Origin of the sequence: [Mycoplasma] cavipharyngis (assembly GCF_042984175.1) — a bacterium.
Lineage (GTDB): Bacteria > Bacillota_I > Bacilli_A > Mycoplasmatales > Mycoplasmoidaceae > Mycoplasma_N > Mycoplasma_N cavipharyngis.
Genome location: NZ_CP155569.1, coordinates 339,249 through 353,999, shown reverse-complemented (window position 1 = coordinate 353,999; position 14,751 = coordinate 339,249). Strand labels below are relative to the sequence as shown.

Below are 14,751 nucleotides of genomic sequence, written 5' to 3'. Positions count from 1 at the left end.
TTCTCTTTTTATTTTGGATCAATTTTAGAAGATTAATTAATCACATTATTCAGCACGTGAAATAATTTTAATTGGATCATCACGAAAAACTTTATTAGTTGCTTTTTTAATTGCATTATCTTTTCTAAAAGATCTAGTTAAGTATTTTGGTAATAATTTATTTTTATTAGTTTTAATAATGCGAAAAATTGATAGCAAAATAATTACTGTTAAAGTAATTAAAACAATTAAAGCACCAAAAGTAATCGCTCATGATTTAATTCCTTTACTCATAGTATACAGTTCAGTTGAAATTGTATTAATTCTACCTCGAACTAAATTAGTAATAATAAAATCATCAAACGAGATAGCAAAAGCAATTAAAGTAGCACCAAAAATTGATGGTAGTAAATAAGGGATGACAATTTTAAAAAAGGTTTCTAATTTACGATAATTTAAATCATAACTAGCTAAAATCAAATTAACATTCATTTTCATCATTTTAGGCAATAAAGTAATAATCACATATGGTACTGTAAAAGAAATTTGTGACAAAATAATTGTTGTTGGTCCAAAATTAATTCCTAGTGGCACAAAAGCAATAACAAATAATGCTGATAAGGAAATACCAGTAATAATATCAGGATTAACAATGTTAGTTTTAGCAGTATTTAAAACCATAACACGAACAAATGCACGTGATTTTCAAATTCCAAAAGTTGTTAAAATACCAATAACTAATGAAGTTGGAGTGACAATTGCTGCAATAATTAAAGAATTTAATAAAGCACCAATAAAATTACCATAATATGAAGGATCTAAAAACAAATTAGCATAGTTATCACCACGATTTCAATTTCGTTCAAAATTCAAAACGACATTACCACGAACTGAAGGATCTGTAAAGGATAAAAACACGACAACAATTAAAGGTACATAAATCACAATTAAAGTAATTCAAATATAACTTTTTTTCAAAAAATTATAAAATCGATTTAAATTAAAAATGCTAGCCATGATTTTTTTCTTCACTTAAACTATCAATTAATTCTTGGTTATTAGAACTAGTTTTTTTGTTTGCTAAAAACTTATTGTTATTTAAATGATTACAATTTTTCTTAAAATGAAAAATTTTAGTAAACAAGTTATAAACAAAGCCTAATTCTTCTTGAAAACTAATTTTTTTATTGCTTGATTTGAAAATAGCAATTAATTTTGGAATTAAAACAATTAAACCATAAGAGCAGAACATAATGATACTAATAATTAAGGAAATTGATGATGATCGTGCTAAAGCAATTGGTGAATCTAAACTTAGAAGACCTTGTTCATAGTTAATATCACCAATTAAGACATTATTATTACTATTATCTAAAAATTGACCAACAGCAACAGTTGTAAATGATGGTAAAAAAACAACAATAATTGCTGACATCATTGCAACTTTAGTATAAGGAATAACAATATATCAAAAAGTTTCTCATTGGTTATATCCTAAATCTTGTGAAGCATTTAAAATATTGCGTGGCATTTTATCAAGAATTGTATAAAGTGGTAAAATTGCAAATGGTAAGTATAAATAAATTAAACCTAATAAACTATAACCAACACCAAAAGTTGAATTTGATCCACCATTAATAATGTCTAATAAACTTTTTAAACCAATTAATTTAATTAAAAAACTACTTCAAATTGGAGCAGTAATTGTTAAAACAATAAAAATTTTGAAATTTTTTGAATTGGCAAAACTTAAAAAATAACTAAAAGGATAAGCAATTAACAAACAGAAAAAGGTGGCTAAAATTGATACTCACAAAGAGCGTATAATTGCTTCACCAGTTGTTAGAGTAATTGCTTCAAAATTGTTTTTAATACCATCACTTACAGGAGTGAATGCATAAAAAACAACAATAATTAAAGGAATAATTACTAAAACCATTGACAAAATAGTAAATGGAATTAATAATCAAAAAGATGGATTTTGCAATTTTTTAGCAAAAAACAAAAATAGTTGTTTCATTTTTTTAAATTTTTAATAATCGTCTTTCAATCAATTTATTGCTTCATCACATGAACATCAATTTTATCTCAAAGTAAACCAATTGTTTGCCCAGGTTGAATTTCATCAATGTTTTCAACATAAATAATGCGATCTTGATATTGGCATTTTAATTCTCATAATTTACCAGTATAAATTACTTCTTCAACAAAAACATTAATATAGCCTTTATTAGTTTCAACTACATCAAAATCTTCAGGTCGAGTCATAATATATACTTTTTCATTAACATCAAAGCCTTCAATTACATCAGTCTCAATTGTTTGATCATAAAATTTTAGTTTTCCAGGTGCTAAATAAACACCTTCAAACAAATTAGCTTTACCAATAAAATTAGAAACCCAAACATTTGATGGTGAATCATAAACTTCATTTGAAGTACCAATTTGCTCAATTTTACCTTTAGACATAACAACGATTTTATCAGATAAAACTAAAGCTTCTTCTTGATCATGTGTTAATAAAATAAAAGTAATTCCTAATTCATGATGAATTCTTTTTAGTTCCATTTGCATTTGTTTGCGCACTTTAGCATCTAATGCTGATAATGGTTCATCTAATAATAAAACTTTAGGTAAAGTAACAATCGCTCTTGCTAATGCTACTCTTTGACGTTGGCCACCTGATAATTCTTCAGGTCGTTTATATTCATTACCTTCAAGACCAACTAATTTTAAAACTTGATCAACTTTCTCTTTAATTTCAGATTTAGTTAATTTTCGAGTTAAATATTTTTTAACAGCGTTATTTTTATGTAATAAAGGATAAGTTTCCCAATATGATTTTCAATAATCTAAATCAATTAAATTATCATCTAATGACTTAATGAGCATTTTTTTTATTTTATAATTGATTGATTTTGAATTTTTGATTTGTGACAATTTTTCTTGTTCTTGTGCAATCCGTTTTTTTAGAGCATTAATTTTTTTGCTATTTTCTTTTAATTTTTCTTCAGCTTTTAATTTCGCAGTATTTTCTGCTAAATTAACTTTAGTCTCTAAATTTTTGACATCTTCTTTAGGAATTGTCATTTTTTTTAAACCATAAGCAATGTTTTGATACACATTCATATTAGGAAAAAGGGCATAATCTTGAAAAACAGTTGCAGTTGGACGTTGATAAATTGGCATATCTTTAATATCTAACCCGTTTAACAAAATTTGTCCTCTAGTAGGCAATTCAAAGCCTCCAATCATTTTTAATAAAGTAGATTTGCCACATCCACTTGGACCTAAAATTGTGATAAATGATCCTTCTTCAATATCAAGAGATAGATCTTCTATTACAGTTAAATTATTGTCATACTTCTTATTAATATGACGCAAAGAAATTAATGACTTTTTTTGCACTAAATAATCCTCATTCTTATTAAAAATAATTTTTCTTAAATCTTAAATTTAAGACATAAAAATTGATTTAAAAACTATGATAATTATATAAAAAAAGTAAATAATAATGATAGTTATTTCAATAAAAAAAATCGTTTTATAACTAATATTTAATTAGATAATTTATCAAATTTTACTATTAAAATTTGATAAGAAAAATTAATTAATCAAAATAAAAAATCACACTTAGTTTTAGTGTGATCCTTTTTTAATTTTAGTTTATTTAAAGCAAAAACAGTTTGTAATTAAGCGATTCCTGATTCAATTTCAGATAAAATTTCTGTATTTTTACTTTGGAATTTTTTAATTTCAACAGTTCGATTAATTAAATAATCATTAATTTTTTTACCTTTATTAGTAATATATTCTTGTAAGCGAATTCGTTTTTTCAAATTATTTAAATTTAAACTACGACGATAGAAATTATGAATCATATTACGTAATTCAGCTTCAATTGTTTCTAAAACTAAATCATCAATTTCAAAAACATTATTAACAAATTGATCTTCAATTGGTTTGTCAATAACATCACTATTTAAAAAGGCAACTGATTTACGAAAACTTTTTAGCATTGCAATAGTTTCAGCCTCAGAAGCATCTGATGATTGACAAAACTCAATAATTGCTTTTTCACAATCTTCTAATAGTTCAGTTAAAAGTTTGATATAACTTTGACGACGTAATTTTTTATCTTCAGATAATTGGAACTGATCAGTTTGCTGATCATCAAAAGATGTAGTAGTACTATTAAAACTATTTTCACTCAAATCAGTAGTATCTTGATTAATTTGAATTAATTTATCAGTTTGATCATTAAATTGATGATCAAAGTTAGGATCATAAGATTCACTAATGATATTTGTTTGTTGATCAAAATTAGTAATTTGATTATTATCACTATTTGCATCAGTCATTAATGAATCACTTTGTTGATCAAGATCAGTCATCTGATCAGAATGAGCATTTAAATCATTAAACTGAGTTTCAACCACTGTATCATTATCAGAAGTTTCTGAATCTAACTGAAAGATTCGATCCATTTCTTCTTGATCAAGATCGATTTTATGATTATCATTAACTAAATCATCAAAATCAAGTGTAGTATTTTCATCATGTGATTCATTTAAAAGATTATTTTCACTTTGATCAGAATCAACACTACTTGCAGATACCATTATTTCTGAATCATCATTTTGATCAGTTATTGTTTCACCATTACTTTTAGTTAATATTAAATCTTCTTCTTGATCTAATTTAATTTTTTTAACTTTAAATTTATGAAATAAAAAAGAAATTTTGTGCAATACTTTATTAATTGCTTTAAATTTTAAAACTTCATCATCAATACTATCTTCTAAAATTTTAGTTGTTGAACTAATTGTATCTGAATCATAATCTTGATTCATTTGATCATTAATTATTTGATTTTCCAATTCTGCATCAGCAATAGCAACTTGGTCTGCTACTTGATCAGCCAATAATGAATCGTTTGTTAGTTGTTGAGCAACTGAATCGAAATTATCAGTTGACTGATCGCTTATTTGATCAAATAAAAGATTAGTAGAATCAGAACTAATTGAATCATCTTTTTGAACATCAGTAGTAATTGAATCAAATGATAATGAATCATTTGCTAGTTGTTCAGAAGTTAAATCAGATGTACTATTAATTTCAAAATTAGAATCTGATAAATCAAAATTATCACTTGAATTAGTATCAACTTGATCAAATGAAACAAGATTATCTAAGCTTTGAGAATCATTAGTCATCGTATCACTTGCTTGAGAGTTATCAGTGATTGAATCAGTTAGTAATGAATCATCTTGAAATTTTTCAAATAAGTTAGTTTCACTATCTACATGAGAATCTAATGAATCTGATCTAATTGGATTTGATGTTTGTAAATTATTGTTTTCAGTGTTTAATTGCTCAGTTATAACATTAGTTTTATGAACAGATTGAGCACTAGCATATGCTAAATCTTCAATAACAGAAGGATCCTCAATATTGAAACCTGCTTTAAAACCTGCTTGATTTTGATCTTCAGAACTAAGATCAAATTCTTGATTAGTATCTTTTGAGTCTAATTGATCGATTTTTCTTAAAAATTGATCATGATCTAAATCTAAAATGTTCTGATCTTTAGTTGCGTTTTTTTGATAACCTTCTAAATTAAAATCATTCGTTTTATTTTGTTTATTAATATTAGATAATTCAAAATAATCACTATGTAATTCAGAACTTGTGGATTGTTGTTGATCACCAGAACTAATAAGTGGTTCATTTAAAATAGCATTAACATCAATTTGGTTATTAGATAATGAATCATTTAAATTAGTATCATTACTAGCATTAACTAATGGTTCACTAAAACTTGATTTATCATGAAAAATATTATTTTGTGAAAAAGCGCGATTATTTAAATTTTTAATATCAGGATCAATATTGTGACGGTTTAAAAATTTCAAACTAACTAAATGATCATTATATAAGTGAGTTAGATCAATATTAGAAGCATTATTGTAACGTCCATTAACTTCAGCAGCTTCTTCAGGAGTTAAAATGTTCTTATTTTTTAAATGAGGAATGTTTTTTAAACCATAATAAGTTTTAATTGTTTTAGTTTTAAAGTCATTGTTAACTAATTTTTGGTGTGAATTTAAAACAGCATATTTTAAATAACCTTGATCTAAAGTTATTAATAAACTTAAATCGTCACTATTTGTTTGATTAGATTCTTGAAATAACTTGTGATTAACAAATAAAATACCATTACGGTATCGAAAATTTTCATGCTTATTTAGTGAAAAAACAATTTGGGCTTCATATTTAGTAGCTAATGAATTCAAATTTGATGATGTCACAAAATTAGCATCATTACTGTTAATATGTAAAATATTAACACCATCAACTTCAAATAAATTAACGTTTTTCTCTACTTCTTTAGCTCAAAATTGTTTAAAGTTGAATCCTTGATTGAATAGATCAACATGATACATGGATAAAGTATGTTTAAATACGTTGAAATAATAGTTTGGGATACTATATTTCAAAGAAAATTCTGCAAAAGCATCACCAACACTAAAATTACTAGTAACTAAAATTTTTTTCATTGCTTTTTAATTTTTTAATATTTTCTAACTATTAATAAAAAAACTTATTTATTTGTTTAAAATTGCTATTCTAAATTTTATACAAAATATGCTAAAAAAACACAATTTAATTTAGAATCGACAAATTGTAACTTTTGCTGGTTGATCATTTTCAAACTCAATTTCAGCATAAGTTTTTCCCATATTACTTCTAGGAAAATTGATTGATCCAGGATTTAAAATGTGAATTTGATCAACTTGATGATAAGTTGGTATGTGAGTTTGACCAAAAATAACAAATTGAGCATGATATTTTTTAGCTAATTGTTTAAATTTGCTCACTTGTAATTGATAAAAACCTTCAAGTTGTAAATGACCATGAACAATAACAAATTTGTAATTAGCAATTGTAATCACATACGCATTATCTTTTGGATAATAAATCCCATCTTCTGACATAAACTTAATATCTTGAGCAAAATCATTATTACCTAATGTAAAATAAGTTTTTGGATGGATTAAAAGCACATCTTGACAATTACATGTATAATCACCTGCATGTAAAATAGCATCATACTGTTTCTTTTTGATTAAATGATGAATGTTATCTAAACTTCCATGATTATCTGAAACAACTAAAATAGTAACTTTCATATTTTTCATAATAAAAAGATTTTATCAATTGAATATCAATCAAATTTTCTTATCAAACTGATTGTAATACTATCTTAATTATGATCATTAATTTTTATAATCAAAAAAATTAATGATGATCTTCTAAGAATAATATTTAATAAGAAAATTTTAATCAGAAAAAGCAATTTTTTAATAAATTGTGAACTTTTTGAAGCAAAATAAATGATAAAAAAATAAAATTTTAATTATAATTACTATTTGTTATTTTGTTTTTGATACACACGGATGTGTTGTTAATTTCAATAAGTTTTTAATTAACTTATTCTCTTTATATAATATATAAAAACAAAATTATTTATTAAATAACAATAAAAATTTATAAATTAGGTGAAAGATGCCAACAATTGCCCAATTAGTGCGATATGAACGTAAACGTAAAATTAAAAAATCACGTTCACAAGCATTATTAAAAACATGAAACTCATTAAAAAAAGTTCATAACGATGGTGCTGCTCCCTTCAAACGTGGTGTATGTACTCGTGTGGGGACTATGACCCCTAAAAAACCAAATTCTGCATTAAGAAAATATGCTAAAGTACGTTTGACAAATAATGATGAAGTTTTAGCATACATTCCAGGTGAAGGCCACAACTTACAAGAACATAATGTTGTGATGATTCGTGGTGGTAGAGTAAAAGATTTACCTGGAGTACGTTATCATATTGTTCGTGGTACTTTTGATACTGTTGGACTTGAAAAAAGACGACAACAACGTTCTTCTTATGGTGCTAAGCGACCAAAACCAACTGCTAAATAGTTTAAATTAAACATTTTTAAATCTAAATAATAAGTAAAGGAAACTTTTTATTCAATTATGCGTAAAGCTAAAGCACCAAAACGTTTCGTACTACCAGATCCTTTATATAATTCAAGAATTGTAAGTAAAGCAATTAATATGATTATGTATGAAGGTAAAAAAAGTACTGCTCAAAAAATTTTATATGACGCTTTTAAACTAGTCGAATCTAAAACTAAAAAGCCAGCATTAGATGTTTTTCATGCTGCTTTAAAAAACATTTCTCCAACAATCGAATTAAGAGTGCGCCGTGTTGCTGGATCTAATTATCAAGTTCCAACTGAAGTTTCTAAAGAACGAAGAGAAACTTTAGGCTTACGTTGATTAATTTTATTCAGTCGCAAACGTAATGAAAAAACAATGTTATTACGTTTAGCAAATGAAATTATTGATGCTGCAAATAATACTGGAGCATCAGTTAAAAAACGAGAAGACACTACAAAAATGGCTGAAGCAAATAAAGCATTTGCTCATTTACGTTTTTAGTTAATTTTTTTAATATTTTTTCCATTTCAATCAATCACAATATTAAAATTTACAAAAATCAATTTATAGAAACAGAATTAGTTACTTAAAAAAATATGAATCGCATGTTTGATCTAGATAAATTCCGTAATTTTGGAATTATGGCCCACATTGATGCTGGTAAAACCACAACTAGTGAACGAATTTTATATCACGCTGGTAAAACCCATAAAATTGGTGAAGTTCATAATGGTGGTGCAACTATGGATTGAATGGCTCAAGAAAAAGAACGAGGCATTACAATTACATCAGCAGCTACTTTTGTCACTTGAAAAAATCACCAATTAAACTTAATTGACACACCAGGACACGTTGATTTCACAGTTGAAGTTGAACGTTCTTTACGTGTTTTAGATGGAGCAGTAGCTGTTTTAGATTCGCAAATGGGAGTTGAACCTCAAACAGAAACTGTTTGAAGACAAGCAACTCGTTATAATGTCCCAAGAATTGTTTTTTGTAACAAAATGGACAAAATTGGTGCTCATTTTCTTCGTTCAGTAAAATCAATTTCTGATCGTTTAGGAGTAAAAGCTGTGCCAATTCAATTAAATATTGGTGTTGAAGCTGATTTTAGAGGAGTTGTTGATCTTGTTGAAATGAAAGCTTATAGTTTTGATGGGCAACAAGAAGAAAATTATGTTGAAATCCCTATTCCTGATGATTTAGTTGAACAAGCTAAAAAAATGCATCATGAAATGTTAGATGAAGTTGTTGTGGCTGATGAAGCAGTTTTAACTAAATATCTTGATGGAGCAACTATTAGTGTTCCTGAAATCAAAAAATGTATTAGAAAATTAGTTTTAACAGCAGAATTTTTCCCTGTCTTATGTGGTACTGCTTTTAAAAATAAAGGAGTTAAATTATTATTAGATGCTGTTGTTGATTATCTTCCTTCACCAACTGATGTTCCAGCAATTAAAGGTGAAACTACTAATGGTAAAATTGTTGAGCGTAACAACGATGATCATCAACCATTTGCAGCATTGGCCTTTAAAATTGCCACTGATCCTTTTGTTGGTCGACTAACTTTTATTCGTGTTTATTCAGGGATACTTAAAAAAGGATCTTATGTTTACAATTCAACTAAAGGAATTAAAGAACGAGTCTCACGATTAGTGAAAATGCATTCTAATAATCGTGAAGAAATTGAAGAAATTCGTGCTGGTGATATTTGTGCTGTAGTTGGTTTAAAAGATACTGGTACTGGTAATACTTTATGTGATGAAAGTAATGAAATTATTTTAGAATCAATGCAATTTGCTGAACCAGTAATTTCACTAGCAGTAGAACCTAAATCAAAAGCTGATCAAGAAAAAATGTCATTAGCATTATCAAAATTATCAGAAGAAGATCCAACATTTAAAGCGCACACTGATCAAGAAACAGGTCAAACAATTATTTCTGGTATGGGCGAATTACACTTAGAAATTATTGTTGACCGTATGAAACGAGAATTTAAAGTAGAAGTTAATGTTGGTGCACCACAAGTTTCTTATCGTGAAACATTTACTAATACTGCTGATATTGAAGGAAAATACATTAAACAATCGGGTGGTAGGGGTAATTATGGTCATGTTTGAATTAAGTTTGAGCCTAACAAAGATAAAGGTTTTGAATTCGTTGATAAAATTGTTGGTGGTAGAATTCCTAAAGAATATATCAAACCAATTCAAGCTGGTTTAATTGATGCAATGAAAACTGGACCATTATCTGGTTATCAACTAATTGATGTTAAAGCAACATTGTTTGATGGATCTTATCATGATGTTGACTCAAATGAAATGGCTTTTAGAATCGCTGCGTCAATTGCTTTAAAAGAAGCTGCTAAATCGTGTCAGCCTGTATTATTAGAACCAATTATGAATGTTGAAGTAACTGTTCCTGATCAATATTTTGGTGATACAATGGGCGATATTTCTTCACGACGGGGTCAAATTGAAGGAACTGATCAAAGAGATAATGTTCAAATCATTCGTTCAAAAGTACCATTAAAAGAAATGTTTGGTTATGCAACTGATTTACGTTCATTTACTCAAGGTCGTGGTAATTACACAATGACTTTTTCTCATTATGAACAAGCACCTAAATCAATTACTAATGAAATTTTAGAAATGCGCACTAAAAAATAAGATTTGTGCATTAATTTAAAAAATATTTCAATTAAAAAATATTAAAAACTATTTGAGATCTTTATTCATCTTAAATAGTTTTTTTAATTTATTTGATTATTATATTAAATTAATAGAACTATATAAAAATAATAATATGACTAGAATCCAAACTTATTTCATTCGAATCATTAATTCTAATTTTTGATCAACTAATAGATATTTATACATCACTGCAGTTATTTGGGGCATCATTGCTCTTCTAATTACAGTAATAATTGGACTAGTTTCTCAAAAAAATCCTGTTTTAGCTGTTGAAATAATTGATAAAACTTCAGTTTATCATAGTTTTAGTATTAATAGTGCACCTGATAGTGCCTTTATTTGTTTAGGCATTAGTTTGTTTTTTAGTATGATCATTTTTTTTGTTCTAAAACGACGTTATAGTACTAATTTAGCTAGTGGACAAATTAATTATGTTCGTTGAACAGCAATTAGTTTTTTACTAACAACAATTGTTTTCCATTTAATTGCCTTCTTATTAGCTTATTTTGTTTTTTACTATCCCCAACTTGCTAGTTTAGAAGCAATTAATAAGATGAAAAATAATAATTAATTATTTAATCGAACTGAATTAATAAAAATTAAGTAATTTTAATCAACATTTTTTTAATTTTAGGCTTGGAAATAACTAATGATCCAACTTTATAATAGTTGCAGTTGTTAATATTCTTAATTGAATTATTCGACTATAAAAAATATTACAACTATTTAATTATTATTAAACTTATCAACTAAATTTATTTTTGAAATTTTGAATAAAAATGATCAAGTTGATATACTAAATAAAAATAAAACTAATACTTAGTATAGGTATTATCATTTTTTAATAAGCAAATCTTTGATTAAGTTCAATTCGTTGTAATATTAGAAAGGCATATATTAATATAATTGTTTTTTTTATAAATTTAAGTAAAAAATAATTATTTTAAAAAATTATGAAGTTAAAAAATCTATTTAGATTTAATCGCAAATTAAGAATTGGTTTGCTTATATCTTTATTAAGTGGTGTGATTGGTGGCAGTGTTGGAACTGTAATTGCTTTTAGTCCTCAAATATTTAATTACTATTCAGCAATTCAAGCGGGTTATGACCAAAATTTTCAAGTACCTATTTTTGAAAATAAGTATCAAAAATTCAGTACACAACAACAAAATCATTTACAAATAATTCAAGCTCCTAATCTTAATGCCAAACAATCTTTGGATTTAGATCAAAATAAATTTACAACTCTAAAAAATCAAAAAGTAGTTGAGTTTAATTTATCTTCAAAAAACAATAATCTTAATGAACAAACTAAAGAAGTGTTTCATGCTAAATTTAGTAAAGAACAATTTATTGAACAATTTTTAAATCGCTATGATCCTGATTTAGGTTTTTTATTTAACCTTCAATTTGCAACTAATAGTAATGAATCAAAAGAAGATTTAAAATTTGATTATCAAAATTTGATTACTGGTTTTTCACTAAATGATTTAAGTTTAGTTAAATCACGTACTTATAAAATTTTTGATTATGCTTTAAATGATGATTTTATTAACCTAACGGGTAAAATTACTGCTTATCTTAATATCAACATCGATCGTAGGGGTCAATTTGAAACTAAAATTTCTTTAGTTGGTTCAGATTTAAAAAATCATAGTTTAAATGCTAATAATAATGACAAACTAAAACTAAATTTTAGTAGTGAAAATACAGATGCTGCTTTTAAACCAATTGTTTTTTGAAATAATAATCAAACTAATAATTTAAGTGATTGATTTTGACCAATTCCTAAAGGTCCACAACAATCTGAAAAAGTTAAATTACCTAAAAGTGAAAATAGTAGTATTGTTGAAAACAATCAATATACAACAACTTTTTTCAAAGAAGGTGCAATTGAAAAACGATATACTGCTGTTAATAATTTGGAAGATAATGATAACATTATTCAAAAATCACAAACCGATAATAATCAATTACCATCTAATCAAAATGCTGATCAAAATACTGGTTTTAAAGTTGATGAAACTCAATTTGGCGAAAAATTAGTTAGTTTGAAATTTAGCAGTGCACAATGACAAACTAATTTTTTTAATCATTGAAAAGATGCAATTCCAACAAATCCAGGAATTCAAATTAAATTTGACTTGCTTTTAAACTTATTAGATGCTGAATATGGTCAAAAACAAGAGTATAAAAATAGTTATTTTGGCTATTTTGACTTTTCTAATTTAAAAGGTGTTAGTTATTATCATCAAAACATTATTAGTTATGATTTATCTCAAGGTAGACACAATAATCAAGGCATTTTTAAAGTTAATCTATTTGCTAGAGTCAATTTAGGTGGTGAATTAATTATTAATTTGTATGAAAAAGTTGATTATTTAAATTATTTAAAATCAAATCATTCTAGTGATATTAGCACTGATCAATTTAAATTAGATTCGAAAATTAGTAACATTGAAGTTAATCGTTTTCAAAAGGGATCGATGAAAAAACTAAAATAGATAAGAGTGAAATTAAAGCAATTAATCGCTTTAATCGTGATGTTTCTAGTGGTAATGCTAAAACTTCAATTACTAATATTAATGGTGGTGCTAATAATTCCAATAGTTCTGGTGTTCAATGAAGACGTTGACCAACACAAGCTTATTTATTTGACTATAACACTAAATGAAGTGACTGATCAACTGAAAATATAGCAAGTTATGTTGAAGATCAAAAAGAGTTTGCTGATCAAATTCAAATTAAATTTAATTTTACTGGACTTTCTGAAACTAATAATCGTACCAACATTGTTTTAGATACTCCTGGAAGAACTCAAGTTTTAATTAGTGCTAATAAGGGTTTTGATTTTCAAGGAAATAATATAGCAAGACAAGAAGACAAAGTTTATCGTGCGAATGTTCATGATGATAATCAAAATTCATTTGAAATTCCTTTTAAAAAATTAAGTACAAAAGTAGCAAATTACACTTGAAAAACAATGTATGCTTATGATGTTAAAAATTATTCAGTTAGTGGATTTGAAAGAGATATATTTAAATATGAATGAGAAAGATATCGCAGAAATGCTAATTATTCAGTAATGAGAGTTAGATTCTTTCTTGAATTACAAAAAATTGATGGTTTTTCATACAAATACCGTGTTGGTATGAATGCTAGTGCTTATCAATGATTTAAAACAAGTACTAGTGCAACTAAAGGTAAAGCTGGATTTAGAATTAATAACATTAATTATGTTATTAATAATGAAAGTTCTATCAGTAAATAACAATTCATAAAATAGATCATTAATTAAAAAACAACCATTCTAGAATTCAACAATGGTTGTTTTTTATTGTTCTTTAACTAAACAAATTATTTTAATAATCTAATTTTTCCATTATGATTTGATTAGCACTAACAATAGCTAAGTAAGGAATGCAGTTGTGTTTTTGAGCATATTTGAGCAATTTATCCACTTTTAAATCCTGATATAACTTAGTTTTCACTTGAATTACACAATCCTGATTGTTTTTATTCAAGGCAAATAAGTCGATTGGTGAAACTGGTCATAAAAACTTCTAGCTTTACTAACTTTTCAGCCAAAACTTTCTAAATACTTTAAAACACGATACTCGGTTTTAAAAGTTATAAAAAATTTGATAATAGATTGTTTTTTCAAAATTATGATACACTTCTCTTGTTATAAATAATTCACTAAAATATAAATAATCCTTTCAAATTTCTAAAGTTTTGGTTTTATTGCTCAAACTAGCTTAAAAAGTAATTTTGGTGAATATTTCATTTTAATTCATTTTCTAATTATCATACGATAACGATAACGTTTAACATATCTGTTGGTATAGTCTATATCTTCTTCAAAAACTGGAATATTAAGAGAAGATGTAAAGAATAAAACATGAAAGCAATATTGGAAAAATCAAATATAATCTTTAACTACTTTATAAACAAAACTATCAGTAATAAACCTAAATCGTCTTTTTCATAGCTTACGAGTTGAAATTTTCATAATATTTTAGTTAAACTTATCATTAATCGTTAAAATTTTACTAACAACTAT

Annotated in this window: 14 protein-coding genes; 6 read left to right on the top strand and 8 right to left on the bottom strand. The window is 25.9% G+C overall.

The features are described from left to right. Positions 1 to 45 precede the first annotated feature (45 nt). From MCAV_RS01385 to MCAV_RS01365, 5 genes are all read right to left on the bottom strand, one after another. Positions 46 to 996 (bottom strand): ABC transporter permease, encoded by a 951-nt coding sequence (locus MCAV_RS01385; protein WP_391592102.1) that lies wholly within the window; start codon positions 994 to 996, stop codon positions 46 to 48. Then, positions 989 to 1,999 (bottom strand): ABC transporter permease, encoded by a 1,011-nt coding sequence (locus tag MCAV_RS01380; RefSeq protein WP_391592101.1) that lies wholly within the window; start codon positions 1,997 to 1,999, stop codon positions 989 to 991. The genes MCAV_RS01385 and MCAV_RS01380 overlap by 8 nt, the downstream gene beginning before the upstream one ends. 35 nt (positions 2,000 to 2,034) lie before the next feature. After that, a complete protein-coding gene (locus MCAV_RS01375) occupies positions 2,035 to 3,387 on the bottom strand; it encodes an ATP-binding cassette domain-containing protein (protein WP_391592100.1) in 1,353 nt (450 codons plus the stop codon). Positions 3,388 to 3,671: 284 nt separating this feature from the next. Next, a complete protein-coding gene (locus tag MCAV_RS01370; RefSeq protein WP_391592099.1) occupies positions 3,672 to 6,539 on the bottom strand; it encodes a hypothetical protein in 2,868 nt (955 codons plus the stop codon). A gap of 111 nt (positions 6,540 to 6,650) precedes the next feature. After that, complete coding sequence (locus MCAV_RS01365) at positions 6,651 to 7,181, bottom strand: YfcE family phosphodiesterase (protein WP_391592098.1); 531 nt, start codon at positions 7,179 to 7,181, stop codon at positions 6,651 to 6,653. 367 nt (positions 7,182 to 7,548) lie between these two features. Here MCAV_RS01365 and rpsL point away from each other — a divergent pair, with 367 nt between their 5' ends. From rpsL to MCAV_RS01340, 5 genes are all read left to right on the top strand, one after another. After that, positions 7,549 to 7,971 (top strand): 30S ribosomal protein S12, encoded by a 423-nt coding sequence (gene rpsL / locus MCAV_RS01360; RefSeq protein ID WP_391592097.1) that lies wholly within the window; start codon positions 7,549 to 7,551, stop codon positions 7,969 to 7,971. Positions 7,972 to 8,025: 54 nt separating this feature from the next. Further along, positions 8,026 to 8,496 carry a 30S ribosomal protein S7 gene (gene rpsG, locus MCAV_RS01355; RefSeq protein ID WP_391592242.1) on the top strand — a complete coding sequence of 157 codons (471 nt, stop codon included), beginning with the start codon at positions 8,026 to 8,028 and terminating at the stop codon, positions 8,494 to 8,496. 95 nt (positions 8,497 to 8,591) lie between these two features. After that, positions 8,592 to 10,664 carry an elongation factor G gene (gene fusA / locus MCAV_RS01350; RefSeq protein ID WP_391592096.1) on the top strand — a complete coding sequence of 691 codons (2,073 nt, stop codon included), beginning with the start codon at positions 8,592 to 8,594 and terminating at the stop codon, positions 10,662 to 10,664. Positions 10,665 to 10,800: 136 nt separating this feature from the next. Beyond that, the gene (locus MCAV_RS01345) at positions 10,801 to 11,259 is read left to right on the top strand and encodes a hypothetical protein (protein WP_391592095.1); all 459 of its coding nucleotides are present in this window, start codon (positions 10,801 to 10,803) and stop codon (positions 11,257 to 11,259) included. Positions 11,260 to 11,641: 382 nt separating this feature from the next. Next, positions 11,642 to 13,192 (top strand): hypothetical protein, encoded by a 1,551-nt coding sequence (locus tag MCAV_RS01340; protein WP_391592094.1) that lies wholly within the window; start codon positions 11,642 to 11,644, stop codon positions 13,190 to 13,192. Between the two features lie 199 nt (positions 13,193 to 13,391). Here MCAV_RS01340 and MCAV_RS01335 read toward each other — a convergent pair whose 3' ends face one another. Then, positions 13,392 to 13,574: a hypothetical protein gene (locus tag MCAV_RS01335; RefSeq protein ID WP_391592093.1), complete on the bottom strand. Its 183-nt coding sequence runs from the start codon at positions 13,572 to 13,574 to the stop codon at positions 13,392 to 13,394. Between the two features lie 97 nt (positions 13,575 to 13,671). Here MCAV_RS01335 and MCAV_RS01330 point away from each other — a divergent pair, with 97 nt between their 5' ends. After that, entirely contained in the window at positions 13,672 to 13,959 is a 288-nt protein-coding gene (locus MCAV_RS01330) for a hypothetical protein (RefSeq protein ID WP_391592092.1), read from the top strand. 225 nt (positions 13,960 to 14,184) lie between these two features. On the opposite strand, the gene MCAV_RS01325 is transcribed toward MCAV_RS01330, so the two are convergent. Both MCAV_RS01325 and MCAV_RS01320 read right to left on the bottom strand, forming a co-directional pair. Continuing rightward, on the bottom strand, positions 14,185 to 14,352 hold the full coding sequence (locus MCAV_RS01325; protein ID WP_391592091.1) for a hypothetical protein: 168 nt from the start codon (positions 14,350 to 14,352) through the stop codon (positions 14,185 to 14,187). Positions 14,353 to 14,415: 63 nt separating this feature from the next. Further along, on the bottom strand, positions 14,416 to 14,700 hold the full coding sequence (locus tag MCAV_RS01320; RefSeq protein ID WP_391592090.1) for a hypothetical protein: 285 nt from the start codon (positions 14,698 to 14,700) through the stop codon (positions 14,416 to 14,418). Positions 14,701 to 14,751: the final 51 nt, after the last annotated feature.